At 47.9% G+C, this 26748-nt stretch carries 23 protein-coding genes and 1 pseudogene; 17 read left to right on the top strand and 7 right to left on the bottom strand.

What is annotated here, in order from left to right; translation table 11 throughout:
* The first annotated feature begins 59 nt into the window (after window positions 1-59).
* Window positions 60-797: a ThuA domain-containing protein gene (locus KQX66_RS07010; RefSeq protein WP_216791365.1), complete on the top strand. Its 738-nt coding sequence runs from the start codon at window positions 60-62 to the stop codon at window positions 795-797.
* A 359-nt stretch (window positions 798-1156) separates the two neighbouring features.
* On the opposite strand, the gene KQX66_RS07005 is transcribed toward KQX66_RS07010, so the two are convergent.
* On the bottom strand, window positions 1157-1582 hold the full coding sequence (locus KQX66_RS07005) for a carboxymuconolactone decarboxylase family protein (protein ID WP_216791363.1): 426 nt from the start codon (window positions 1580-1582) through the stop codon (window positions 1157-1159).
* Between the two features lie 23 nt (window positions 1583-1605).
* Window positions 1606-2838: an MFS transporter gene (locus KQX66_RS07000; RefSeq protein WP_216791361.1), complete on the bottom strand. Its 1233-nt coding sequence runs from the start codon at window positions 2836-2838 to the stop codon at window positions 1606-1608.
* Between the two features lie 123 nt (window positions 2839-2961).
* On the opposite strand from KQX66_RS07000, the gene KQX66_RS06995 reads away from it, so the two are divergent.
* The 6 genes from KQX66_RS06995 to KQX66_RS06970 all read left to right on the top strand — a co-directional run bounded on the left by KQX66_RS06995 (window position 2962) and on the right by KQX66_RS06970 (window position 7929).
* Window positions 2962-3840 carry a helix-turn-helix transcriptional regulator gene (locus tag KQX66_RS06995; protein ID WP_216791716.1) on the top strand — a complete coding sequence of 293 codons (879 nt, stop codon included), beginning with the start codon at window positions 2962-2964 and terminating at the stop codon, window positions 3838-3840.
* 212 nt (window positions 3841-4052) lie between these two features.
* Window positions 4053-4529 carry a PH domain-containing protein gene (locus KQX66_RS06990; RefSeq protein WP_216791359.1) on the top strand — a complete coding sequence of 159 codons (477 nt, stop codon included), beginning with the start codon at window positions 4053-4055 and terminating at the stop codon, window positions 4527-4529.
* A complete protein-coding gene (locus tag KQX66_RS06985; protein ID WP_216791357.1) occupies window positions 4516-5964 on the top strand; it encodes a PH domain-containing protein in 1449 nt (482 codons plus the stop codon). The genes KQX66_RS06990 and KQX66_RS06985 overlap by 14 nt, the downstream gene beginning before the upstream one ends.
* A 94-nt stretch (window positions 5965-6058) precedes the next feature.
* A complete protein-coding gene (locus KQX66_RS06980) occupies window positions 6059-6499 on the top strand; it encodes an N-acetyltransferase (protein ID WP_216791354.1) in 441 nt (146 codons plus the stop codon).
* A 198-nt stretch (window positions 6500-6697) separates the two neighbouring features.
* A complete protein-coding gene (gene gap, locus KQX66_RS06975; RefSeq protein ID WP_216791352.1) occupies window positions 6698-7744 on the top strand; it encodes a type I glyceraldehyde-3-phosphate dehydrogenase in 1047 nt (348 codons plus the stop codon).
* Window positions 7723-7929 (top strand): GapA-binding peptide SR1P, encoded by a 207-nt coding sequence (locus tag KQX66_RS06970; RefSeq protein WP_308647173.1) that lies wholly within the window; start codon window positions 7723-7725, stop codon window positions 7927-7929. The genes gap and KQX66_RS06970 overlap by 22 nt, the downstream gene beginning before the upstream one ends.
* Window positions 7930-8075: 146 nt before the next feature.
* On the opposite strand, the gene namA is transcribed toward KQX66_RS06970, so the two are convergent.
* Window positions 8076-9083: an NADPH dehydrogenase NamA gene (gene namA, locus KQX66_RS06965; RefSeq protein WP_216791350.1), complete on the bottom strand. Its 1008-nt coding sequence runs from the start codon at window positions 9081-9083 to the stop codon at window positions 8076-8078.
* A 264-nt stretch (window positions 9084-9347) separates the two neighbouring features.
* The gene (locus tag KQX66_RS06960) at window positions 9348-9899 is read right to left on the bottom strand and encodes a hypothetical protein (protein ID WP_216791348.1); all 552 of its coding nucleotides are present in this window, start codon (window positions 9897-9899) and stop codon (window positions 9348-9350) included.
* Window positions 9900-10184: 285 nt separating this feature from the next.
* Here KQX66_RS06960 and KQX66_RS06955 point away from each other — a divergent pair, with 285 nt between their 5' ends.
* The 4 genes from KQX66_RS06955 to rlmD all read left to right on the top strand — a co-directional run bounded on the left by KQX66_RS06955 (window position 10185) and on the right by rlmD (window position 13997).
* On the top strand, window positions 10185-10475 hold the full coding sequence (locus KQX66_RS06955; RefSeq protein WP_010494821.1) for a YerC/YecD family TrpR-related protein: 291 nt from the start codon (window positions 10185-10187) through the stop codon (window positions 10473-10475).
* A 154-nt stretch (window positions 10476-10629) separates the two neighbouring features.
* Window positions 10630-11421: a sirohydrochlorin chelatase gene (locus tag KQX66_RS06950; RefSeq protein WP_216791712.1), complete on the top strand. Its 792-nt coding sequence runs from the start codon at window positions 10630-10632 to the stop codon at window positions 11419-11421.
* 76 nt (window positions 11422-11497) lie between these two features.
* Window positions 11498-12487, top strand: a complete 990-nt coding sequence (locus KQX66_RS06945) for a diacylglycerol kinase (protein WP_216791346.1) — start codon at window positions 11498-11500, stop codon at window positions 12485-12487.
* Window positions 12471-13997, top strand: coding sequence for a 23S rRNA (uracil(1939)-C(5))-methyltransferase RlmD (gene rlmD, locus KQX66_RS06940; protein ID WP_216791344.1), 1527 nt, complete (start codon window positions 12471-12473; stop codon window positions 13995-13997). The genes KQX66_RS06945 and rlmD overlap by 17 nt, the downstream gene beginning before the upstream one ends.
* Before the next feature lie 248 nt (window positions 13998-14245).
* On the opposite strand, the pseudogene KQX66_RS37295 reads toward rlmD, so the two are convergent.
* Window positions 14246-14367 (bottom strand): annotated as a pseudogene (locus KQX66_RS37295) (transposase); the annotation flags it as partial.
* Between the two features lie 360 nt (window positions 14368-14727).
* Here KQX66_RS37295 and dndB point away from each other — a divergent pair.
* The 6 genes from dndB (at window position 14728) to KQX66_RS06910 (ending at window position 21768) form a co-directional block, all read left to right on the top strand.
* Window positions 14728-15825 (top strand): DNA sulfur modification protein DndB, encoded by a 1098-nt coding sequence (gene dndB, locus KQX66_RS06935; RefSeq protein ID WP_216791710.1) that lies wholly within the window; start codon window positions 14728-14730, stop codon window positions 15823-15825.
* Between the two features lie 23 nt (window positions 15826-15848).
* Window positions 15849-17210, top strand: a complete 1362-nt coding sequence (dndC, locus tag KQX66_RS06930; RefSeq protein ID WP_216791707.1) for a DNA phosphorothioation system sulfurtransferase DndC — start codon at window positions 15849-15851, stop codon at window positions 17208-17210.
* On the top strand, window positions 17207-19192 hold the full coding sequence (gene dndD, locus KQX66_RS06925; RefSeq protein WP_216791341.1) for a DNA sulfur modification protein DndD: 1986 nt from the start codon (window positions 17207-17209) through the stop codon (window positions 19190-19192). Before dndC ends, dndD begins: the two co-directional genes overlap by 4 nt.
* A complete protein-coding gene (locus KQX66_RS06920) occupies window positions 19176-19577 on the top strand; it encodes a DndE family protein (RefSeq protein WP_216791339.1) in 402 nt (133 codons plus the stop codon). Before dndD ends, KQX66_RS06920 begins: the two co-directional genes overlap by 17 nt.
* Window positions 19561-20694, top strand: a complete 1134-nt coding sequence (locus KQX66_RS06915) for a cysteine desulfurase family protein (protein ID WP_216791337.1) — start codon at window positions 19561-19563, stop codon at window positions 20692-20694. Before KQX66_RS06920 ends, KQX66_RS06915 begins: the two co-directional genes overlap by 17 nt.
* Before the next feature lie 66 nt (window positions 20695-20760).
* The gene (locus KQX66_RS06910; RefSeq protein WP_216791335.1) at window positions 20761-21768 is read left to right on the top strand and encodes a nuclease-related domain-containing protein; all 1008 of its coding nucleotides are present in this window, start codon (window positions 20761-20763) and stop codon (window positions 21766-21768) included.
* On the opposite strand, the gene KQX66_RS06905 is transcribed toward KQX66_RS06910, so the two are convergent.
* Window positions 21765-23831 carry a UvrD-helicase domain-containing protein gene (locus KQX66_RS06905; protein WP_216791333.1) on the bottom strand — a complete coding sequence of 689 codons (2067 nt, stop codon included), beginning with the start codon at window positions 23829-23831 and terminating at the stop codon, window positions 21765-21767. The two genes, KQX66_RS06910 and KQX66_RS06905, sit on opposite strands and share 4 nt — an antisense overlap.
* Window positions 23828-26740, bottom strand: a complete 2913-nt coding sequence (locus tag KQX66_RS06900) for a PD-(D/E)XK nuclease family protein (protein WP_216791330.1) — start codon at window positions 26738-26740, stop codon at window positions 23828-23830. The genes KQX66_RS06905 and KQX66_RS06900 overlap by 4 nt, the downstream gene beginning before the upstream one ends.
* Window positions 26741-26748: the final 8 nt, after the last annotated feature.

Here is a 26748-nt window from a genome sequence, read left to right as displayed (position 1 = left end):
TGCAAAGGGATTCACTATACTGTAAGAAAAGCTTCCAATTCCAATGTGGAGGGACTCTCATGAGCCAAAAACTGCGCATTACCGTATGGAATGAATTCCGTCATGAAAAAGAAAGCGAGATCGTGCGTTCCGTATATCCGAATGGCATTCACACGGCAATCGGCGAGGGGCTGGGCGCGGACTTCGAAGTAACCTACGCGACGCTGGACGAGCCGGAGCATGGCTTGACCGAAGAAAAGCTGAACAACACCGACGTGCTGATCTGGTGGGGTCATAAAGCCCACGGCGACGTTCAGGACGAAATCGTAGAGCGCGTCCATCAGCGCGTCCTGCACGGCATGGGGCTGATCGTGCTGCATTCGGGGCATTTTTCGAAAATTTTCAAAAAGCTCATGGGTACCGGCTGCGACCTCAAATGGCGCGAAGCTGACGAGAAGGAGCGCATCTGGGTCGTATCCCCGGGCCATCCGATCGTCGAAGGCATTGGCGAATATATCGAGCTGCCGGCCGAGGAAATGTACGGCGAGCATTTTGACATCCCGCAGCCGGACGAGCTGATTATGGTCAGCTGGTTCGAGGGCGGCGAGGTATTCCGCAGCGGCTGCACGTTCCATCGCGGCCAAGGCAAAATCTTCTACTTCCGTCCGGGTCATGAAACGTACCCGACCTATTACAACGAGCAGGTGCGCCGCGTCATCCGCAACGCCGCCCAATGGGCCGCGCCGACGACGCGCGAGTACCCGAAATACGGCAACCACAAACCGCTCGAAGCGATTAAAGGGAAAGCGAACGCTTAATCTCCCATCGCTTAGCTACAAGAAAAGACCGCCGCGAAAAGCTGGTTTCCAGCCATCGCAGCGGTCTTTTCGTCGTATTCCCATTGTGCAAGGGTGAAAGTGAGACGTATCCCTTTTTCGAAGACGGCAAGAAATTTAACAGAGGTTTGCACGGCACGTAAGTCGTAGCGTCCCTGTCGGTCCTTGCACGTACCTGCCGACCGTCAATCGTAACTTGTCCTAGCTAACCATTCCCGCATGCTGTCGCCTATCCTTGTTCGTTCTCGTCACATCAGCCCACGCTCGGCATACTCATCCTCACTCGCATACGCTTAGGCTCATTCTTATCCACCTTCGCCAGCTCATCCACGTCCGCCTCGTTATTCCGCTGTCTGACTCCCACTACTACCGGCTTCTTTCGCTCTCCTGCTCTCGAACACCTCCTGAGCGACCGAGAAGATCGCGTTCAGCGCGACCGGAAACCCGGCGTAGATGATCATCTGCAAGATCGTTTCCACAATCTCTTCCTCGGTCCAGCCGACGTTAAGCGCCCCATTAATATAAAACCGCAATTGCTGCGTGTTCCCCAGTACCGTCAAGCCCGCGACGGAGGCGAGCAAGCGGGATTTCAAATCCAATCCGGGACGCGAAAACAGCTGTCCGTAATTGAATTCGACGGCCAGCCTTCCCAGATCGGGAGCGGGGGAGTGCTTGAAGCTGTCGACAATCGCTTGATAATTTTCTTTATCGATTTGGGCCAAAATCTCCAAGCCCTTCTGGTATGTTTGTTCGTGCGAAGATGTCATGCGTAAGCTCCTTTTTACTTTTATTATCGTGTTCCAGACTTTTCCTCAGCGGCTCTCGCTCCATCCGCTTGATTGCGCCGGCGTCCGGCCAGTCCGCCGAATGAGGCGGCCGCCATGAGCGCCCCCGTCAGGCACACCATACTCCACTGTCCGTGGCTCCACGCCAGCACCCCGAGATAGGAGCCTGCAGCGCCACCCAGAAAGGTCGAGACCATGTACAAACCGTTCAACCGGCTGCGCGCTGCGGCAGACAGCGCGAAGATCCGCGCTTGGCAGGCGACTTGATTCGCTTGCGTGCCGACGGTGAGCAGGAACGCGCCGAGCAGCAGGATCGGCAGCCGGTTACTCGAAATCGCAAGAAGCAAGAACGAAGCCGCAACGACCAGCAGGCACAGCAGGTTGGCAAACCACGCGCCTTTGCGGTCAATGATGCGTCCGACGACAGGTGAGGCAAACACGCCTCCGAATCCGATCAAGCCCACAATGCCGACGAATTCGCTTCCTAGCGAGTAGGTGGGCGATTTCAGCAGGAACGCCAGGGTGGTCCAAAATACGCTGAACGCGCCAAACACCATGCCTTGACTCAAGCAAGCTTGCCGCAGGACGGATTCCTTCAAAAATAACGGCCCCAAGGATCGCAAAAGCGCTCCGTACGTCAGAGTGGCCGACGGCTTACTTCTCGGGAACTTCCAGCGTACCCACCCGATGAGCAGCAGCATACAGGCAAGCGAAATCCAGTACATTGCCCGCCAGCCGAGCTGGGCGTCTACGATTCCGCTGAGCAGCCGGGCGCCGAAAATGCCGCAGATGAGCCCGATAGCGACCTTTCCCAGCACGTTGCCGCGCTGCCGGACATCGACCAGCTCCGCGGCCCATGGAAAGACGATCTGCGGGACAACGGTCGTCGCCCCGATCAGCAGATGGGCGGCAATCAGCCAGCTTGCGCTCGGCGCCATCGCGGCCAACGCCAAGGCGAGGCTAACGAGACCGAGCAGCGCGATGATCAGCCGTCGCCGCTCCACCCGGTCCCCGAGCGGTACGAGAAACAGGTTGCCAAACGCGTAACCGATCTGAACCAGCGTCGCCACAAGTCCGATCTGCACCTCGGTCGTCTGGAACGTATGCGCCATGCCCACCAGCAGCGTCTGATTGATATACACGTTGGCTACGGTAAAACCGCAAGTCAACGCCATGAGAAACACCAAGCTTCGTGTCAAAGGGGAGCATTGCGTCGTTTCAGCAAAGGAAGCTTTCATCCGAATCACCTCCTTGTGGATGGATTCTTTACAACGTCATGTTATAGGAACTACAATCATCTAAATAGATTCTTGTTTATCCTAGTATTCGGAGTAACGGTTTTGGGAGGAGAAAATCCTGTGATTCGTCAAGATCAGGAGCGCAGAAAGGAACTGGGGGATTTTCTGAAGTCGCGCCGAAGCCGGCTGCTGCCCGCGGATTTCGGATTGCCGACAGGGCCCCGGCGCAAGGCCAAAGGACTGCGGCGCGAAGAGCTGGCCCAGTTGGCCGGGGTAGGCTTGACATGGTATACGTGGCTGGAGCAGGGGAGAGACATCCATGTATCGGCCGAAGTATTGGAAAGCCTCGCCCAGGTGTTTCGTTTGAGCGTGGAGGAGCGGAACCACCTGTTCCTGCTGGCGCATCAGCAGCTGCCACCGGCCCAAGCCGCCATATCCCGCCAAGACAAAGCGCATCCCGTGCTGCAAAATTTCATGGACCATTTTGCCGATTGTCCGGCCTACGTCACCGATCACCGCTGGGACGTCATCGCTTGGAATCAAGCGGCGTGCGTAGTGTTCGGCGATTTTAACCGGATGAATGATAAAGAGCGGAACGCCATCTGGCGCTGCTTTGCTTCGCCTGCGTACCGGGCGCTGCTGGCGGATTGGGAAGACCACGCGCAGCGGCTGCTGGCGCAATTCCGCTCGACCTGCAGCCGGTTCGTCGGCGAACCGTGGTTCAAGGCATTGGTGGAGGAACTGACGGAGCTCAGTCCGGAGTTCCGCACATGGTGGCCGAGACACGACATTTTCGGTACGCGGATCGGAAAAAAGGAAATGCGGCATCCCAAAGCAGGTACGCTGATCATGGAGCATATTACGTTCCAGCTTTACGACGATCCGGATTTGAAGCTGACGCTGTATCGCCCGCTGCCCGACGAGGAGACCGACCGCAAGCTGGCCGGGCTGCTCCAGGAACAGGCGGCGAAGGACGGTCCTGGCACGACCGAATCGGTATGACCAACCGGGGGTGGCCGTAGCTGGGGATGCCCCCGGCGCCATTCACCTAAGCCATGCAACAAAAGCCCGAAACGGCATGCGTAAAGCATGAACCGCGTCGGGTTTTGTCTTTGTCCTTTCAGGATGACGCCAGGGTTGGCCGGTTGCAGAGCGGACGCGTTTGTTCGATAATAAAGCGATAGAGCTTTTTGCCATGTATTGGAGTGAATCGAATGATCGAGCCGCAGGAACAAATTGACCGCAAAGCCATCGTCGTCTGGAGATGGAGCGGATTCATCGCTTCGGTGGTCTCCGCCCTGCTGGCCGCCGTCGTATTTTATCTCGCGCATCGCTTTCATTGGCCCGGGTGGATTCCCGTACTGCTTGCGGCAGGCGTGCTGGCGGAAATCGTCCTGACGGTTCTTGTCATGCCCGAGCTGCGCTGGAAACGGTGGCGTTACGAGGTGCGGGAAGACGAAATTATGCTGCAGCAAGGGGTCATGTTCGTCAAACGGACGCTCGTTCCGATGGTGCGCATCCAGCATGTCGATACGCATCAAGGTCCGCTGCTGCGAGCCTACGGGCTAGCGGGCATTACGTTCGCCACGGCGGCAGGCAGCCATCAGATCCCCGTGCTGACCAGCGAGACGGCGGAAGCGCTGCGCGTGCGGATTGCGGAGCTGGCGAAGGTGTCCCATGAAGACCTCTAGCGTGAAGACCTCTGAGGGAAGGCTCCACCCGTTTGCCGCCGTATTGGTCTCGCTGCAGATCGTCAAAGGACTCATCGTGCCGCTCATCGTGATTTTTCTGTCCAAGCATTCGCGTTCCGGGTCCGGCGGCCCCCTCTATTTTCAGGTCGGTTGGAGCTTGGTCGCGCTAGTAGGCTCCATCGTATGGGGATTTTTGTCCTGGCGCCGGTTCCGGTACGAAGTGTCGGACGAGCAGCTTAAGGTAACGCAGGGCGTATTCGTGCAAAAAAAGACGTTCATCCCGCTGGAGCGTATCCAGTCCGTCGATGTGACGGAAGGGGTGCTGCACCGCTTATTTGGGCTGGTCCGCGTCGAGGTACAGACCACCGGAGGCCAGAAGCCGGAGGCGGTGTTCTCGGCGCTCTCCCGCGGGGACGCCGCGCGGCTGCGGAGCATGCTGGAGCCGGGGAAAGCGCCTCAAGCTCAAGGACAGCCCGGGAACGAGCCTGCCAAGCTGCGGTTGACCTACAAGCTTCCGGCCGGGAGCTTGTTCATCGCCGCGCTGACCACGGGCGGGTTCGGGGTGTCCGTTTCTTTGCTGGCGGCGGTTATGGGCAAGCTTGACGAGCTGTTTCCGGATTTTCATGTGTATCGTTACTTGTGGAATGCGCTCGATGCGGCGATGATCCCTTTGTTTGCACTGGGCATTTTGCTGCTGGCGTGGATGATCGCGGCGATCGCGTCTGTCTTGAAGTTCGCAAACTTTACGATTACGCGCAAAGAAAACAAGCTGCTTCTGACCCGAGGCTTGTTGGAGCGCCGCCAAGTGACCGTTCCGCTCCGCCGCATTCAGGCGATCCGCATCGTCGAGGAGCCGTTGTGGCAGCTATTCGGCTATTCGGCGCTTTATGCCGAAACCGTCGGCTATGGCGCGCAAAAGGGGGAGAACGCGCATTTGTTCCCGCTGCTCCGCAATCGCGAGATCGGCGAATTCGTGAAGCGGATGACACCTCAATTCGAGGTTCCGGCTTCCCTGAAGCATCATGCGCTGCCGCGGCGGGCGTTGTGGTGCTATATGCTGCCTATTCCGCTCGTACTGGCGCTGGGGGCGGCAGCCGCCGGTTTGATCGCCCCATGGGCCTATGCCGGGCTGCTGCTGTGCCCGCTCGTCATGATCTGGCAATGGTGGAGATGCCGGAGCGCAGGCTGGAGCCGGGAAGGCCGGATGCTCGTCCTGCGTTTCCGCCGGTTGGCGAAGACGACGGCGGTCATTCCGCTGTCGCGGGTGCAGTCCGTCAGCGTGGAGATCGGGCCGCTTCAGCGCAGGCTCGGCTTGTCCACTTTGCAGATTGCCGTGGCGTCGGGCGGACGCGGAGCGTTTTTCCGCTTGGCGGGTCTGCCGGAGCAGGAGGCGCGGGAGCTTGCGCGCTGGTATATGGACCGGAACAAGCGTTAGCCGCTTAGCCGATAGGCATTTTCCTAGAAATTGAACGCGCATTGTCGCTATGAGCATGATTCGAAAAACGAACAAGCAGGAGTGAACTGTCCAAATGAGCAGCATCAGACCGAGCAGTCCCCAGGATCTCGATGTATTAGTTGAGCTGTGGCTGCAGGAATCCTTGACCGCCCATCCGTTTATCGATGCGGAATATTGGCGGACGAATGCGGAAGAGATGAAGACGAAGTATTTGCCGATGGCCGATACGATTGTGATCGAGGAAGACGGACAAGTCGCAGGGTTTATTTCTATGGTCGACGACTACCTGGCCGCCTTGTTTATCGACAGTAGGCACCACAAGAAAGGGCTGGGCAAGCAACTGCTCGACCATGTCAAACAAGACCGGACCGCGATCCGGCTGCAGGTGTACCGCGAGAACGAACGCGCTGTCCGCTTCTATGAGAAGCAAGGCTTCCGCATCGAAGAGGAAATGATCGACGAAGCGACGTCGACGGAAGAGTACCGGATGGTATGGATGAGGAATCATAAATAGATTGTTATGAATCGGAAAAGGCTGCCGCGGGCAGTCTTTTTTCTTTTGTCGGCTTGTGGTTGGATTAGGCTTTCCTTGTCGGATTATATGTCGTCACAAAAATGTAATGAAAATATTTATTGTGTACTATTTAATTATATGTTATACATTATATATAGACGTTGCAAAACCAACAGCAAGCTTGGGAGGGGTACCGGAATGACAGGAACAATTGGCGTAAGCGGGATGGGAAGGATCGGCAGATTGCTGGTTCGCCGCGCTTTTGATACGGATGAGAACGGGATGGGCCTGCAAGCGATTAACTCACTATACCCAGCGGGCACGATTGCCCATTTGCTCAAATATGACACCATACATGGAACATGGAAGGCTGATATCCGCGAGGAAGGAAACGATCTGATCATTAACGGTAAGCGCATCCGCATCGTATTCGAGCGCGACCCGGCGGCCATTTCGTGGAAAGACCTCGGCGTGGATCTGGCCATCGACGCGACAGGCAAGTTCAACGACCGGGAAGGCGCTTCGCGGCACCTGACGGCGGGCGCAAGCAAGGTGCTGATTACGGCGCCGGGCAAGCGCATGGACTTGACGGTCGTTATGGGCGTCAACGACGACCGCTACAACGCCAAGGAGCACACGCTGCTGTCGGCCGCGTCCTGCACGACGAACTGCGTCGCTCCGGTGCTGCATGTGCTGGATCAGGCGTTTCAGGTGAAGAACGGCTGGATGACGACCGTTCATTCGTACACGAACGACCAGAAGCACATGGACAATCCGCATTCCGATTTGCGCCGCGCGCGCGCCTGCACGCAGTCGATCATTCCGACGAGCACGGGCGTAGGCAAAGCGCTCATCGACGTGCTGCCGCATCTTGCGCCGCACGTGAACGGCATCTCGGTCCGCGTCCCGACGCCGGACGTTTCGCTGGTCGACCTCACCGTACAGGTGAAGCGGCCGGTTCAGCTGGAGGAAGTGCAGGCGGCGTTCCGCCAAGCTGCGGAAGGCCAGATGGCCCGCTATTTGGGCTACAGCAACGAGCCCCTCGTCTCTTCGGATTTTATCGGCTGCGATCAATCGGCGGTCATTGACGGCCAGTCGTTGATGGTGGCTGGGGATCAGATCAAAGTGCTGGCTTGGTACGATAACGAATGGGCGTATGCGAGCCGGGTAATGGATTTGGCGAAAGTTGTTTCCGAAACCATGAAAAAGGAGAGCGATGAAGCGTGGAAAGAAGCCCTCGTGTAATGGAGAAGGAAGTGCACCTCGGGACGATTCTGTGCAAGCATTGCCATCAAGTCATCGGTACGCAGGATACGCGAAAGGTTACGGTGTATTACAGCGAATGCAGTCATGAGCACTGCATGGACGGCCGGGGACGTTCTCTGGCAGCGGACGGGTTAGCCGGATCGCACACCGTCTTCGAAGCTTGACGCGCCTGTTCGATATAAACAGCCAGATCAATTTAGCAGCATGAGAAAAAAGCCGGACCGGCCCTGCGACGAGCTTACAGCGTCGCGGGAGCCTGCCGGCTTTTTGCGGTTCTTCGGGTTCATGCTGTGACGCGCTGGACTAAGAATTACCAGCCACGCGTATATTGCTTGGGCGGCGTGAGCTCCGCACGCAATTGCTTGGCGGCGTTGCGGGCCCAGAACGGGTCGCGCAGCAGCTCGCGGCCGAGGAAGATCAGGTCGGCGCGGCCGTTCTGCAAAATCTCCTCCGCCTGCTCGGCCTGCGTAATTAAGCCGACGGCTCCGGTCGGCACGTCCGCGCTGCGGCGGATCTGCTCAGCAAACGGAACCTGGTAACCCGGATATACCTTCGGCGGACCGCCGACGACGGCGCCGGAGCTGACGTCGATCAAGTCGACGCCTTGCGCCTTCATCAAACGGGCGTAGTAGACGTAATCTTCCGGCGTGAGGCCATCCGGATGGTAATCGTGCGCGGAGATGCGGACAAGAAGGGGTCCGTCCCATACGGTTTTGACGCTGTCGATGATCTCGCGCAGGAACCGGTAACGGCCGTCGCGGTCTCCGCCGTATTCGTCCTCGCGGCGGTTCGACAGCGGCGACAGGAACTCGTTGATCAGGTACCCGTGGGCGGCATGGATCTCGACGACGTCGAAGTCCGCTTCCTTCGCTCGTGCGGCGGCAGCCTTGAACGCTTCGACGGTCTCGGCGATCTGCTGCGCAGTCATCGCTTCCGGCGTCTTCGACTTGTCGTCGAACGGAATCGCCGACGGCGCGATAATGGGCCCGTCCAGCACGGCCTTGCGCCCGGCATGGGCAAGCTGGATGCCGATATGGGAGCCTTGTCCGTGCACGAGCCCGGTCAGCTCGCGCAAGCCCGGCACCTGATCGTCGCTCCAAATGCCGAGGTCGTAAGGCGAGATGCGCCCCTGAGGCGTGACGGCCGACGCTTCCACGATGATGAGTCCGACTTGGCCCACGGCGCGGGCCGGATAATGGATTTTGTGCCAATCCGTGACGCGGCCGGTTTCATCGAGGCAGGAGTACATACACATCGGCGACATGACAATCCGGTTTTTGAGCGTCAGCTTTTGCAGCGGGTAAGAAGTGAACAGCATGCGATTTCCACATCCTTTGCAATTTTTATCTATACTATGGTTAGTTGGTTACATGATGTATACTACTTATCTTAGTTTAGCAGTAATTCGGCGTGATGGCAAAAGTTTGTGCGCAAGCTTCGAGAAGTATGCGGCGGCTGCAAAGCTTGCGCATAGCGTAGGCACAAACCAAAACCGGCTGCGCCCGAACCGTATTCGTACGGCAGGCACAGCCGGTTTTGATCGTTTCAAGCCTATCGGCCAGCGGGAAATGGGGCCGGGCGGCTATCTGCGTGCCCGTCTGCGGTTCTGCGCGGCTCCCCGGCGTCTGCGCCGTCTCCTGCCTGATCTGTTGCCCCCGCTCTTGGAGGCGGCCGCATCTTTTTTGCCGAAGGAACCGAACAGCACCTTCAGCATCGGGGCGAACTGCTGGACGCTCTGAACCATTTTTTGCATTTTGTTGAAGGTCTCGACAATGCCTTCCACACCGCCGAGCTTGTCGATGACAGCCTTGATCTGCTCGACGTTAAAGCCTCCGCCGCCCCCCGCCGTGTCCGTTGCGCCGCCGCCGCCTCCTCCGAACAGCGAGGAGAGAAGACCGCCGCCTTCCGGTTCGGCCGCCGGCTGCAAAGCCAGCGGGTTACCGCCGCCGAACTCTCCGAAATTCCCGTACGGATTGCCTGCACCCATACCTGCGGCAGGCGTAAGACTGCGCGTAAATACTTGCTGCTGGCCCGGAGCGTACACCCGGGGCGAGGCATGCGGATGCGCGTACGTCACGGCACGTGGATAGGGCGTCATGCCTCGGTTGCCAATCATTTGTCTTGGATAGCTCATCGTTTCACAACCCTTTTATTCATAGTAATGTCGCAAAGTTCACCTTGTCGCACTTTCCTCTATAGGCGGTTTCCTAGTATACTGTATGTGATGGGCGAATGATTGGATTGGACTCCTGTCACGGTTTTTATGATTTTTGCCCAGTTTCGGTTTAGTTCGTCACCGCATAAAAATAGCAACGTTTTGCTAACTTAAAGGGAGGATTTCACTCCCAGATGTCGAAATAGGTTAAGGAATTGGGAATTCATCGATCTTAGCAGACCATCAAGGGGTTGAAAATTTGTAATGCAGCTGAAAAAGTTGAATGATAAAGCGATCGACCAATTATTCGAGGCGATCCTGACGCTCAAGGATATAGAGGAATGCTATGTGTTTTTTGATGACTTGTGCACGGTGAACGAAATCCAGTCGCTGTCGCAGCGGCTGGAGGTCGCCCGCATGCTGCGCAAGGGCAATACCTACAACCAGATTGAGGCGGAGACTGGCGCCAGCACGGCGACGATCTCGCGTGTCAAGCGCTGCTTGAACTACGGCAACGACGGCTACAAAATGACGCTGGAGCGCCTGGGAAGGTAATACGAACATTACCTTTTACCGCGTCCGGACTCGATTACAACGGAGCACTCGAACAAATCCTTCTCGCCGGGCCGGTGGAGTGGGATTTTTCGTGTTCGTACGGCTGGAAGCCAGGCTGCGGGACACGATCTTTTTCACCCGGGAGGGATACGGTGTGGTAAAATACGGTATATTAGTGATAAGTCACGGGTCCCGGAGCGAGTCGTGGGTCCGCTTGGTGGACGAGGCGGTTGGCGCCGTACAGCTCCCTGCAGAAATACCGGTCTTTTCCTCCTTTCTGGAAATTGTCGAAGGACGCCTGATCCAGGACGGCATCACGCACCTGGAGTCGCTCGGCGTGACGAATATCGTTGTCGTTCCGCTCTTCGTCTCGTCCGGCAGCACGCATATCGACGAGATCGCTTATGCGCTTGGCGCCAAGAAAGCGCCGCAGGTGCCGACGGACATGAAACCGTTCGCTATTCGGGCACGCATTCACTTGACGACGCCGATCGACGACGACCCGGTGATTGCCGAGATCGTCTATGCGAAAATCAAAGCGCTGTCAACGGACCCGGAACGCGAAACGGTGCTGCTCGTCGGTCACGGGAGCATCGAGAACGGCTTCCATAAGCGATGGAGGCGGGGACTGGAACGGCTGGCGGAGCGCCTGAAAAGGCTCGGCGGCTTCGACGAAGCGGCTTCGGCGATGCTGCTGCCGAACCAGATTCCGGACCGGATGGAGCATTGGCGGAAGCGCAAGCCGGAGCATACGGTCATTGTGGCGCCGCTGTTCCTGAGCGAGGGGTATTTTACCGAAGAGGTCATCCCGGAGCGGTTGCAGGGTTATTCGTATCGGTACAACGGAGAAGCGCTGCTGCCGCATCCCGGCATTTCCCGGTGGATTGAGCGGCAGATCAAGCCTTTTGTCGATAAGGTGCAGGACGGAACGCGAACGGGGCTTTAGCAGTTTTTTTCGGTCAAACGACCCATGGTCAAAAATGCTTTCATACGATTTCTTATGTGAACGGGTGAGAGAGAGAATGGCACAGCCAGTCAAACGGGCAAGGCTCATATATAATCCGACCTCCGGCCGGGAGGAAATGAAGAAGCGGCTGCCGGAAATATTGCAGCGGCTGGAACGCGGCGGGCTGGAGACGAGCACGCATGCGACGATCGGGGAAGGCGACGCGACGCTCGCGGCGGCGGAGGCGGTGGAGCGGGGGTTCGACATCGTCATCGCGGCCGGAGGGGACGGCACGCTGTACGAGGTGATCAACGGCTTGGCGGAGAAGCCGAACCGTCCGCCGCTCGGGATACTGCCGCTCGGGACGACGAACGATTTTGCCCGGGCGCTGAACATTCCGCGGAACTGGGAAGGCGCGGTGGACGTCATTGTGCGCCAGCACGCGCGGGTGATCGATGTCGGGAAGGTGAACCAGCGCTACTTCATCAACATTGCCGGCGGCGGATCGCTGACCGAGCTGACCTATGAGGTGCCGAGCAAGCTCAAGACGATGATCGGCCAGATGGCCTACTATATGAAAGGGCTGGAGAAGCTGCCGCGGCTCCGCCCGATCGAGCTGTATATCAAGACGGCGGAGGTGGAGATGCACGAGGAAGTGATGCTCTTCCTCATCTCGAACAGCAACTCCGTCGGCGGCTTCGAGCGTCTGGCGCCGGACGCGTCGCTCAGCGACGGTCTGTTCGACGTGCTGATCCTGCGCAAATGCAACCTCGCGGAATTTATCCGCGTCGTCTCGCTGGCGCTGCGCGGCGAACATTTGTCCGATCCGAACCTGATCTACCTGCAAACGAAGCAAATTCAAGTGACGTCCCCCGACTACGTGCAGGTGAACCTGGACGGGGAGCTGGGCGGCACGCTGCCGTGCATTTTCACGAACCTGCCGCAGCATCTGCACATCTTCATCGATGAGACGGGCCAGTCGACGTACAAGTCGCCTCCGATCAACCTGATGAAGCTGCCATGGAAAACGAGACCCGGAGTGGACGAACATGAACAGGAAGAATAAACGACGCCCGGGCGCGCCCGCTGCCGATCTCAGCGGTCTGCCCGTCGCGAAGAACGAAGAATATATCGCCGACATTGTCGGCTTGGGGCATGACGGAGAAGGGGTAGGCCGTGTGAACGGCTTTACCCTTTTTATTCAGGGCGCCCTGCCCGGCGAAAAAGTACGGGCGAAGGTGCTCAAGGTGAAGAAGCAGTACGGCTACGCCAAGCTGCTGGAGATAATTGAAGCGAGCCCCGACCGGATCGACGCGCCCTGTCCGATCTACAAGCAGTGCGGCGGCTGCCAGCTCCAGCACCTGAGCTACGACGCCCAGCTCCGCTGGAAGCGCCAGCTTGTCGTCGACAATCTGGAGCGGATCGGGAAGCTGCGAGTGGCCGGAGCCAAGGCGGAGAGCGGCGTTGCCGAGATGGAGGCTGTGGCGGATGCAGGCGTGGGAGCTGGGAACGGTGGCGCGATGGATGCGGGCATTGTGGTGCATCCGACGCTCGGCATGCGCGACCCGTGGCGCTACCGCAACAAGGCGCAGGTGCCGATCGGCCTCGCGACGGGCGAAGAGGGCGGCTTAATCGGCGGCTTCTATGCGCAGGGTAGCCACCGGATTATCGACATGGAGGCGTGCCTGATCCAGCACGAGAACAACGACGCTGTCGTCGCGGCGGTCAAACGGATCGCCGGCGAGCTCGGCATCCGGCCGTACAACGAGGAGACGGGCAAAGGGCTGCTGCGCCACGTTATCGCCCGCTATGGCTTCAATACGGGCGAGATCATGGTTGTGCTCGTGACGAACGGCCGAGACATTCCGCGTAGGGACGAGCTGGTCGGGCTGATCCGCGAGGCGATCCCGGACGTGCAGAGCATCTGCCAGAACGTCAACCGGCAGCAGACGAACGTGATCTTCGGCGACGAGACGCGGGTGCTCTGGGGCAGCGAGGTCATCTACGATACGATCGGAGATGTCCGCTTCGCGATCTCGGCGCGCTCGTTTTACCAGGTCAATCCGGTTCAGACCGAGGTGCTGTACCGGAAGGCGCTGGACTACGCTGGACTGAGCGGCGAAGAGACCGTGATCGATGCCTACTGCGGCATCGGCACGATCTCGCTCTTCCTCGCGCAGAAGGCCCGCGAGGTGTACGGCGTCGAGATCGTCCCGGAGGCGATCGAGGACGCGAAGCGCAACGCGCTAGTTAACGAGATCCGCAACGTGCGGTTCGAGGTCGGCGGCGCGGAGGTCGTCATCCCCGAGTGGAAGCGTCAGGGCATCGCGCCTGACGTGATCGTCGTCGACCCGCCGCGCAAAGGCTGCGACGCCGCGCTGCTGGAGACGATCCTCGCGATGCGGCCGGAGCGCGTGGTGTATGTCTCGTGCAACCCGTCGACGCTGGCGCGCGACCTGCGCGTGCTGGAGGATGGCGGGTACCACACGGTGGAGGTGCAGCCGGTGGATATGTTTCCGCATACAGTGCATGTGGAGTCGGTTGCTTTGTTGGTGAGGGATGGTACAGATCGCTAAGAATGCAGTGGTGAGTAGTATAGGCGAGATGGATATGTGAAACAGAGGTAAGGGAATTACAAGGTTGACTGATTATTGACGAAATTAATAGATTCAGATTCGAATGACACCTGTTGTTGAGACGGGTGTTTTTGATGTATCCATAAAGCGGATGATATTTATTGCTATGTGGGTTTTATATATAAAGCGCACTTAGGATTATAACCGAACAAGCAAGTGATCAATGGAATGAAGACGAATGTGATAAAACTTGCTGAAAATACATTGTTGATGACGTCGGTCTTCAGCCATTTCCAACCCCCTTCCATCAAGTTTAATTCGGGACTGTGAGTGGGAAAGAGACAAGCTGTAGACGTGGATGTTCCCTTAGAAGATAATTTTATTAGAAAGGCCGACACCTTTCCGAGGAATTATACAGAAAAATCGTTTTAGTATTGCTCCATTTTACCACCTTATTATTGTGCTTCAGTATTTAACTTCTGTAAACCAGATAGCGAACATAAAATATAAAAATCCTTTTGGCACTTTACTAGAGGCAACTTGTTATGATTATGGGATACCACTACTACTCCATTGTAGAATGAGGCGAGTACCCCAAACAAATGAGTGGAAAATTTCTAGCTTTTTTGCATTCTTTGTCCTTAAAGGATGGTTGTAATTGACGAAAAATATCGATTGGTATAATATATAAACTATATATTACGTACGTAGTGAAGGGCGGTCTATGATTGTGAAAGCTACATTTTCATATAGTTTTCCTGCTCTAAGAGGAATACAAGCTGGAAGTGAATTTTATGTCGTAATGTGCCCGTTAAAACTTATACCTAAGATTTTTGTCTTTGATGAAGAGGAAATACCACCAGAATATCGGGCGCAAAGAACGCTAAATCGTTCTAGAGTTCCGGAAATTGCAAGTTACATAATAGATAATCCTAATGATTATGTGTTCAGTTCATTGACAGCATCTGTTGATGGGCAAATGAAATTTCAATCCTATACAGACGACCCAGAGTTCAACAACCTGGGTCGTCTCTCGATCTCTATGGACGCAAGACTATTAATAAATGACGGTCAACATCGCCGCGCGGCCATTGAAGAGGCGTTGAAGGTTTCTCCGGATTTAGGCCAGGAAAACATATCGGTTGTATTCTTTAAGGACGATGGTTTAAAAAAATGTCAGCAAATATTTGCGGATTTAAATCGACATGCCGTAAATACGACTTCGTCTTTAGGTATTTTATATGAACATAGAGACCAACTGGCAAATATGACAAAGGAAATTATTCAACAAATACCTTTGCTCGAGCGTTATACGGATAAAGAAAAGCCATCCTTATCTAAATTGTCACCTAAAATATTCGTATTAAGTAACATCTTTAATACAAACTGTCGAATTCTTAACAAGAAGAAAGGGGACTTTGTTTCGGAACTTGAAAAAGAATTCTTAACCAACTTTTGGTCTGAACTCTGTGATTCTGTTGTTGAATGGCAAAAAGTCATGAAAAAAGAGCTGTCCCCTTCGGAATTGCGCTCAAACTATATTAATGCACACGGTGTATTTTTAGAGGCTATTGGTGTGGTTGGCAGCTATCTATATAATAATCACCCGACAAATTGGCCTACTTATATTAAACGTATCGCGACTATTGATTGGAGTAGGAGCAATTCAGAATGGATGGGGCGCGCGTTTGGGCACACAGGCAGAATAAATAAAAACAATGACACCATTAATTTAACTGCTAACATGATTAAAATGAAGCTTGGTATTCCCTTGGCACAAGCGGAAGAGCAGCAAGAAGAAAAACTGAAAGGGAGTGGAGTAATTTGATTATAGGTTTGAAAAATAACAAAATGATCGAGGAAACGATCTCAAGAATTCAAACAGTTTATTTAATGGATTCATTGCCATGGGTGGTGGGCTTTTCAGGGGGGAAAGATTCTACAGCTTTAACACAGTTAATTTTTCAAGCAATAGCAGCTTTGCCAATTGAAAAGAGACATAAAAAAGTCTACGTTATTTCCTCTGATACATTAGTGGAAACGCCACTGATCATTTCTTCTATTAATAAAGCATTAATGAATATTCAAAATAAAGCACTGGAACTAGAGCTACCAATTGAAACACATAAGGTAAAACCGGAAGTAGAGAATAGTTTTTGGTCATCGATTATTGGCAAAGGTTATCCGTCACCTCGCCAAAAATTCCGTTGGTGTACTGATCGGATGAAAATTGAGCCTGCTAATCGTTTTATTCGCGATAAAGTAGATCAGTTTGGTGAAGTCGTTATGGTTCTAGGGGTTCGCGAGGACGAAAGTGCCACTCGAGCTCAAGTTATTAACTCTCATACCGTTGAAGGGAAAGAGTTAATGAGACATTCCACGTTGTCCAATGCATTCGTGTATGCTCCAATTAAACACTTTACAACAGATGATATATGGAAGTACTTAAGGACGGAAGAATCACCTTGGGGTAGTGATAATCATGCTTTGTATGCCCTATACCAGAACTCTTCTGGTGGAGAGTGTCCATTAATCGTGGACAAGGAAATTAAGGAAAATGCAGGGTCTTGTGGTAATAGCCGTTTTGGTTGTTGGACTTGTACTGTCGTAAGTGAGGATAAAGCATTACGTGGCTTCATTGAAACTGGAGAAGAATGGTTGCGTCCTCTACTCCAGTTCCGCGATTGGTTGTCAAAAATTCGTGATAAAAGAGAATATCGTGAACAGCATCGAATGGATGGCGGGGTTTATTTTGTTGGTCAAGGTGAAGACAAAGAGCTAGGGCTTGGACCATTTACCCTTGAAGCGCGGCAGATGATTTTAAGGAAGCTGCTCGAGACCCAAATGATTGTCCGAAATCCATATGATCCGGAATATAAATTAATACTTGAGGAAGAATTGAAACACATCCGTAGAGTTTGGAGAGATGATGGAGATTGGATGGACACTCTACCTCAAATTTACCGTGAAGTAACTGGTGAAGATTTGGATTGGGAATATGATGATAGAGCAATGTTTGAAGAAGACCAAATTACTGATTTAGAGCTTTTATGTGAAAAGAATAACGTGAGTATGAAGTTATTCAAAAAACTGATCACCGCAGAAAAGAATTTCAGTGGTTATAGAGTACGACGCGGAATTATTCAAGAATTTAATAAAATCCTTAACCAAGACTGGCTACATTATGGAAAGGTAGAAGGGTATAAGGAATGAAATTTAACCGGCTTGTATTAAAAAACATCGGAGCTTTTTATGGAAATAATGATTTTGATCTTTCAACGTTGAATAAGAGACAAAATGTTGTGCTTTTTGGTGGAAAGAATGGTTCCGGTAAAACGACAATACTTGATTCTTTGCGTATCGTTTTGTTTGGGGCATTTGCTTTTGGATTGAAGACCGACTCAGCAGTTTATTTGGATAAAATTGAAGCTAAGCTTAACTCCAAAGCAAAGAAAGATCATCAGGGTTTATTTCAAATTATCCTTGAATTAGAGATGGTAGAAAATTTAAAACGGAATCAATATACTTTAAATCGCGGATGGACTAAACAAAGAAATTCTATAAAAGAATCATTTATGGTATTAAAAAATGGACAACCTCTTCAAGAAAAAGATGTTGAAGTGTTTCAAACTAAATTGAGGGATGAAACTCCTCCACAGTTATTAGAGTTTTGTCTGTTTGATGGGGAAAAGATATCACAAGTCATATCTAAAGAAACTCTTTCATCCTATCTAAATCAAACCGCTAAGGTGATGTTTAACCTTGATTTGTTTGAAAGTTTAGAGGCAGATATAGAAACATACCTGAAGCAAGAAAAAGTATATACATCTCTTTCACAAGACGAGAAGACTTTACTTCAAATTGAACAAGAGAAAAATGCACTGGATGTTAAAAAAGCAGAAGCAATAACTGAACTAGAAGCTTTAGACAAGCTTCTAGATGAAAAAAATTCGCTTCACAGTGAATTAAATAGACAGTTTCATGTGAACGGTGGTCTTGAAAAAAAGGAACGAGACATGTTAGTCAAAAAGATGAGTGACATTGATAATCGAAGACTAAGCATGATGGAAAAGAATAGGGAATTGCTTTCTTCATTATTTCCTTTTGTTTTGGCTCGAGATTTATTGCAATCTGCTACCGTGCAAATGGAGCTGGAAGCTAAAGCAGATTTAAAAAATGAGTTTGTAAAAACTGTTTCGCTTAAGGCATTTAGTGATTTACTTAATCCTGAAAGTAGTTTAGTAGACAATGATATAGCTGAGATCTATAACAAGATTACTGATTTGTTATCAACTGATGAAATCCAGCCGATTCATAAAGCTTCCGTGGTACAAAGAGCAGAAATCTTAGGATTTTATAAGCAAGTTAGTGACTTTGCACCCAAGAGTATACTTGATGATTTTAAACAGAATACAGATCTTATTAAAGAAGTACAAAAAATACGGAAGCAGATTGAAGAGAATGATGCTTCAAGCGATCTGAAAGATCTTTTAGACCGCATGCACGCAATACAAAATGAAATTTCGGCAACACAGTTCAGAAAAGAGCAGATGTTAGTGCTTCTAAACGATCTAACAGAACAGCTTTCTCAAAAGGAACAGCAATATCAGTCCTTAAAAGTAAAAGTGATGGCGTCAAAGAAAATGGGTCACGTTTTCGAAATCGCAAACAAAGTTTCAGAAGTAAGCAAGCTTTTCAGGGACATGCAACTAAGAAAGAAGCTACAGCAGGTAGAATTAGAAGCAGCTAGAATGTTACAAATTATATACCGAAAAGAACTGTTTGTGACGCGAGTAAAGATCAATCCAGAAACATTTCAGTTGAAAATTTTCGATGCTAATCAAGAGGAAATCAATATTGATATTTTGTCAGCAGGTGAAAAGCAGATTCTTCTGTTATCAACAGTATGGGCGATGGCTATGTGTTCCAAAAGGCGTCTTCCCTTCGTCTTCGATACCCTATTGGGTAGACTGGATCAAACACACAAAAAAGCAATTCTTGAACAATTTATTCCACGGTGCGGCGAGCAAGTTATTATTCTTTCAACAGATTCCGAAATTAGTCCAGAGCAATTTTCAGATATCAAAGGTAGTATAGCTCATACGTATACAATTGATTTTGATACCGAGAATGTTAGAGTAAATAAATCAACCAATTACTTTGGTATGGAGAATAATTATGAATTTTCGACTTAATACGTCCAAGGCAACTGCTGAGCGCTTGAAAAATTTACAAGCAACCACAAGGCTTACACCAAATATTTTAGCTCGATACGCAGTAATATTATCCTTAAAGGAATCACAACCTATTTTAACTACAGTAAAAGATAAAAGTGGACTTGAAATTCCACGTAACGTTTTAACAGGACCTTATGATTATCTTTTTAAAGTACTAATCGCTCAACATGAAAATAGAGAGATTACAGATGAAGAGTACTTTCCAGGTCTATTCAACAATCATTTAGAGCGCGGCTGCATATTGTTGCAGAATGAATATAATTATGCTGGTAATTACGAAAAGATGATCATAAACTTACTTGCAAAAATCCCAGAGGTGAATAATCATGATTTACCTGGATAATAGCGCAACAACCAGGCTCGATCCTGAAGTCCTTGAAGCAATGTTGCCCTTTTTGCAGGAAGAGTACGGTAATCCATCTAGTAAGCACTATACACTGGCTCAGAATTCTAAAAAAGCTACTGACGAAGCTAGATTTCATGTTTCACAACTCATGGGCTGTAAACCCGATGAGGTTATTTTCACAAGTGGTTCAACAGAGAGTAACAATATGATTTTAAAAGGTATAATGGACTTTTATAGCGACCAGGGAAGCCACCTGGTCGTTTCCAAGTCCGAGCATTCATCAATATTGGAGACAGCTAAGTTTCTAGAGAAAAAGGGGCACGAAGTAACGTATTTGAATGTAGACAAGTATGGAAGGGTACAAATAGAAGAACTTGAAACCTTGGTTAAAGTTCCTCAAAAGCCGTTACTTGTAAGCATCATTTGGGGGAACAATGAGACCGGTTCTATAAATGACATTAGATATATTGCTGAGCTCTGTATGAAAAACAATATCTTCTTACATACGGATGCAACGCAAGTACTTGGAAAAATTGATGTGAGGGACAGCATAGAAGGGGTTCGTTTTTTTTCTTGTTCAGCTCATAAGCTGCATGGACCCAAAGGAATCGGTGCGAGCATTATTAAGAAAGACGAACTTGGTATTAAAACGCAGATCACACCATTGTTACATGGCGGAGGACAAGAATTTGATTATCGTAGTGGGACAATAAGTACTCATAATATAGTCGGCTTTGGTAAAGCTGCTGAAATAGCTCTTCGAGAAATTGAACAAACTCAAAAGAAGTTGAAGCAGCTCGAGTCTTATTTAATATCCAAACTTAGAGAGAGATTTCACGAAATTATGCACTTGAACAGTGATACTAAAAATAAAATCCCGGGCATAGTTAACGTAAGATTTAACGATGTGGACAATGAATTCCTCATTCAGGAGTTGGGTTCGAAAGTAGCACTATCTACAGGTTCAGCTTGTAGCTCTTCTAAACCTTCTCATGTTTTATTAAGTATGGGTTTAAGTTTGGAGCAAGTTCGCTCATCTGTTCGTATATCACTTTCGAAATATAATACTCTGAATGAAATTGATGAACTCTGTAAAATGCTTGCAGGGGAATAAAATACGAGTATAGGAATTCTTGCAAAAACCTTATGCTCTTATGAAAAGAAAGAAGTTGATCTCATAGTGGCTAGAATCTTTCCAGAGTTTCCTGACGCTAGGACTTCTGGCGAACAGGAATTAATCGACTTCCTTTGTAATACTCTTGACGATACGTGGATAATATTTTATGAACCATTAATTGAGGACATCCGTCCAGACATAGTCCTGTACTCTCCATTTCATGGCATTATTATTATTGAGGTAAAGGATTGGACAAGTCAGACAATAAAATCGTTGGCCCCAGATTATTGGGTTATTACTACTGAAGTAGGGGAAAAGAAGGTGCTTTCTCCTCTTAAGCAAGTGAGCGAGTATGGTTTTAAATTAATTAACTTCTTTTCTAATCATAAAGAAATGATTCATTCTAAGGGGAATAATCTGGGGAAGCTTATTTTCCCCGTTGGGTACCTATGTTTCTTTACTAGATTGTCACCAGCTGAGATAGAAAGTTTAAAAATATCTTCGGTAATGCCCGAAAGATTTGTTCTTTGTAAAGAAGATTTAAACGAAGGTCGTTTTGTTGAGGAAATAGTGGGGCTAGTAACTAAAATATTTCTAATTGACCCACTTCCGATTGAAGTAACTAACAAAGTTAATCAGCTTCTATACCCAGAATACGAGGTTCAAGAAAATAATCAACAAAACTTAATCCAGTATACTCAAAATGCATTTCCTAGTTTGGTTGATGAAGTCTTATTTATTTGTACGGAGCTTCGAGAATGGCAAAGAAAGAATATCAACCAAAAGGTTGTGGTGTATTATGATGCCGATCGTTTCATAAAAAAAAGAAGGATTTCAGAAGAGATAAAGATGATCTTTGAGGATATGGGTTTATTGCTGGCATCAAATGGGGGATTCATAGAGCTGTTGTCATTAGACAATGAGGACACTTTGAAGGGCGATAATGAATGGGCACAAGTTTTTATTATAGACTTTAAACACATACAATGGAACACAAAAAAAGAAGCTTTCTTAGACCAGTTATCTAAGAAAACTCCTAACGGCAACTTTTTTTGTACATACCATTGTTAAATTAATTTCAGCCAATTTTGAAAACAGACTGCAGTCTTAGGACAGTGTTCGTTACCGACGAACACTATTTTTTTTTCTGCTCGTGTTAAGGCTACATACAGTACTCGAAGTTCTTCAGAATATAAATCTTGTTTGTAGTTTTCAACAGTAACGTCATAATTAGGACTGGGCAGTCTAACTGACTTGTCGCCGTAGTAGGGAGTATAACAAAATTCTAGCCCAGTGGCTTTATTATATACTATGGCAGGTTGTAAAACGGATTTACTTAATGTTTCTTCGAGCCTAGGAAGAATAACAATTGGATATTCAAGTCCTTTAGCTTTATGGATCGTAATCAGAGTTACGGAATTAGAATCTTCTCCGGTTGGCATGTCTGACTGTTGTTCTTCCTTATGACTGGCAATCATAGCGTGAAACCAAGTCTGATATTCATATAGTTGAATGTTCTCTCTTACGTTAAGATTTCTAGTAAGTTCTTTTAATTTATTTAAGTTTGCCGCCGACTGAGGCGATGTAACAATGAGCCGTTCCCTAATTTTTGTTAACTGATATATTGAATCAAGAATCTGTGCAGGTGTTCGATTATTGATGCTTTCTTTAATTTCTTCCCAGAATCTATACAACTCATTCTTATTGAAATTGAAATATATTGTTTCTAGCGCTTCTTCTATATTGATATTTTTTTGGGGCTGTAGCAAGAAATTAATTATTTTATACGTATCGACGATTTCCCTTTGGTTGAAAAAATTACCCGCTCCTACTAACTGAAAGGGAATTTGTAATTGAGCCAGTTCATCGGCAAACTCAATCATAGGGTAGTTCTTTCTGAACAAAATTGCAAATTCACTGGGTGATACGCCGCGGTCTATTTCAGATTTAATATACTCAGCAACCAATTTAGGCTGTGATTCTCCCTTTTTTCCTATGATCCAATGGTAAGCTTCCGTTAAAGAAATCGGTTCCTTTGGCTTATGATTAGATTGAAGTGGTTCAGGTTTAAATTGAATCTCAGGATAGTTCTCCTTAATTCTCTTGAAAAGTGAATTCACTAAGATAACGAGTTCCCCTGTTGAACGAAAATTTGTTGAGAGTGTAAGGACATCACCGCTATTTCCGATCCATTTTTCGACTGATTCATAGGAGGCTAAATCTGCACCACGGAATTGATAGATGGATTGTTTGCTATCTCCGACTACAAAGAGTTTAGGACTATTGGGGTCGTTATCACAGAGTTTTCGAATGATTCCCGTTTGGTAAAGAGACGTATCTTGAAATTCATCAACAAATATATACTTGAAAGTACTTTTGACAGAACTTACAACATCAGAATCTCTTGCAAGTAACTTATAACAATATTCTAGAAGGTTGTCAGGATCTAATGATTGCAGGCGTAGTTGTTGGTGATTTTTGTATAGTAGTTCCAATATCTCTACAATTTCCTGTTTAATGTATCGAGAGTTGCCTGTTTCAAGTATAAGGCTTTCTTTTGTAAGTTTGAGTACTTTTTCAATGCTCAGACCCTGTGAACGAATCATATTGTAAGTATCGAGAACCGTTTTCCTTAATTGATGGAAAGGCATAAATCTTTCATGAAAAACTTCCTTATTTTCAGCCAATCTTTGAGTTAACCAAGTTTCGAAAGTACGCTCGAGAGCTTGAATCATGGATGCTTCGGTTACTCTAAAATTTGGTGAATAATCAAAGTCATGAAAGTGAATAGGGCCGGCTATATCAAGAATTGATTTGCAAAATTTATGAATTGTAGAGATCTGGCAAGCATTCAGGTTTTCCAGTTCGTAACGGTACCGTTGCTTAGCATCTTTATTGGGAGCAGATTTCCATTGGTGGTAAAGATAAAGTTTTAACCGTGATAACAGGTTCTCTGTTGCTTTATTTGTGAATGTAATAACCGCCATATCTTTTATACTAAGTTGGGGATCTTCCTCTAAAAGCCTTAGAATGCGGCGACTCAATACTTCAGTTTTTCCTGTTCCTGCACCGGCCTTTACCAAAATAAACTTAGCATTTGATTCTATTGCTGTTTTTTGCTCTGGAGTTATCATATGTCAACCTCACGTTCATGACATAGCTTATTAAAAGTGCAGTATTTACAATGTCCACCTGCATTCTTATCAAACTCGCCTACGGATAGTTTATTTGTTATTTCCGTAAGGATTGTTTGAGCTGTAGCAGCATCATTATAAAAACTTCGTTTGAATCGGTCATACCACTCTTTAGTCTCTTTCATGTGTTCTCTTTCATCGTGGTCGTTGGAAGAAAATGAAAGAATGTCTTTTCGATTAGATATCGAGTATCGATGTATTTCTCCATGATTGTATTGAACCTCAAATTCTTTCGTTGCAGTAAACGTATAATCATCTATTTTGATTTGTTTTTCATGATCAGTAAGGAAAAACTGTAATGTAACATTGTTATTCCCACTTTTTCTATATTCCCTAATATAGGGGTTGTCAAAAACCCAATGCATTAGGGTAGATAAAAAAAAGTCAGTTTGGGATGTGACGTTACTCCATAGCCGATTACTTAATGGAAAGAGGGGGCGAATGTGCTTCTCAGCTTCCATTCGATACTCTTTGGTCTTCTCTAAAAAAAGTTTATGCTGCTTCCCTTGGTCAATCATCTCATGAATCACTTTAGGTTGGCCCAAAACCAGTAGCTCAACTGACTTCTCATATAAACAGGATGAAGCGTAAGATTGCAAATGAAAGAGTTGTGAATACACGTTTTCCTTTTGGTACTTTTTCTGATAATAGAACCGCCGAGGACAATATTTATAAATAGCTATTTCCTCCACGGTAAAATCTCGTTCGTCGAGCATTTTTGGTAATGCTGGGGTATTAATTTCATTATGCGATAACGGCTTTATACTACTTGGACACTTTAATACACGCGATTTGATCAATAGCTCTTCAAGACCAGGTGCTTTTTTGTTTTCAAGCTTATTACCTTCTTCAAGGCCGAAAACCTTAGCAATATCATGTAAATAATGAGCTGGAGTAAGAGCAACACCGTTGTCAATTTGTGAGTAAGATATCGTAAGTTGTGTGTTCGCGGCGCAAAACATCAAATGTATGTGGTACAGAGAACGATTTAGATAAAAATTTTCTAGCTGCTTAGAAGATTGAAGTTTGAAACAAGTCGTATTGCTTATAATTTTGTATTCAATTTCCTTGGTTATTAGCCAATCAAATTTTTTTGGTTCAGGGTAGACGTCTTGCGTAAATCGACAAACATACACATATTCATATCTTTGAAACTCAACGTTATTCGGACCAGTTACTAGAATCTCACGATCAAGAAAGATATCGGAATCATCCTCTTCTACATTGGCCTTTTCCCCCGCCTCAAAATCTTCTTGTTCGGAAAACAATGCAGATATTCTTTCACCAAATTCCATGGCTGTAACGGGGATTCTTTCTTGTGTACCTAACGATTCTGTAATTTTAGTAAGTCGAAGTTGAATAGGTTCTTCAAGTTTAATAAATCGATTATCTTCTTCAAGAAATTTGATAAGCAATCGCACATGTTCTTTAACAGTTCTTGCTGAAATGTTAATCAGAAAATTGCTAATTTCCTCAAGTGCTTGAATAACTTCGAACATATCTTTTAATTCTTTTGGCTCAACACTGTTTATTGGATGATGTGGGTATTTCTCCGGAATGAGTTGATCTTTCGTTGTATTAAGTGCAGCTAATACACTTTTCCAATCTGCAATAGAAATACAGTCTACAAAGAAACTTTCTATTTTCTCAAAAGAATCCGATAATCCTACATTGCATCTTAGTAGGGTGCTACTAATGAAATTTTTAAACATCGCAATATTTAGGTAAGAATCAGTTGACTTACGAATATCAGTGTGGATGTCGTATAAATATTTAATGGCTCTTCCTTGTGTTAAGTGCATGAAAGGTCGTTGTGGTAACCGAACCTTTAAATTGTTTTGCTCAGATATTTCTCTAATTAAAGGTCGTAATTCCATCGCATTTGGCGTCACAATGACCACTTGTCGTGGATTTACTTCTTTGTATTTTACCAGAACGTAAACCTGGCGCATGATGTAGGATAATTCTTCTTCCAAGGTAGCAAACCTTAAGAACGATACGGAGTTATCAAGTTTTGTTTCTTGTGCGTCTCTAAAGATGAGCTTAGGTAACCGATCAATGAAGAAAGAACTTGATCTTGTTTTATCCTGAATCGATTCCCACTCTGTTTTGGGTAAAAAGTTTTGATATATATCTTCTATTGCCTTTGAAGCCGGCTGGTCAGGCGTTGATAAGTCATAAGGCAGAAAGATTGTGATAGGTTTATTTAGTTCAATAAATTTATTTATAATTCGTTGATGTCTAGAGCTAAGTGGGAGAAATGCACCATCTAAAATTAATTCATCGTATATAGATACATCTAATTCATTAATTTTCGTATTAGCCGAAATTCCATAATCAGCTAATTCCCTTAGCTGTAAATCCTCTAGAAATAATTCATATATGTCCAGAGCTTGCTGCCATTTTCTACTGTTATCGAAACTTCGCAGGGTATTTAAGCTAAGTCCGGACAAACTCAGTTCTTCGAATGTGCGTGCTAAGTCATGAATTACAGACTTCCAGCTTAAATTGTTGGTTTCAGGAATCTGATTTATAATTCGTTCCAGAATTACAGTGGCTTCAGACTTAGATAGCGTCGATGAGCTGGAAGCAGAAATAACCATATGCTTTATATACTGGTCAACCTCAAATAATTCGACATATTGTCGTATGCCTTCTTCTATATCAAATTCCTTTGAACTAATCTGCGTTTGGTTAAAAAATGTTCTGAGAAATGAAAAGTAAAATTTTAATCTTCTTCTATATAAAATCATTGTGGGTACAAGATGAAGTGGTTTTTTACCAATCTCAAAACGTGATTTTATATATGTTTCAACATCTTCTGTATTGGGTGAACAAAGGATTTTCAAGGTTTTTC

This window comes from Paenibacillus oleatilyticus (assembly GCF_018998565.1).
Taxonomy (GTDB): Bacteria; Bacillota; Bacilli; order Paenibacillales; family NBRC-103111; genus Paenibacillus_G; species Paenibacillus_G oleatilyticus.
The sequence above is the reverse complement of the archived record's forward strand: the minus strand, read 5'-3'. Positions and strand labels throughout refer to the sequence as shown.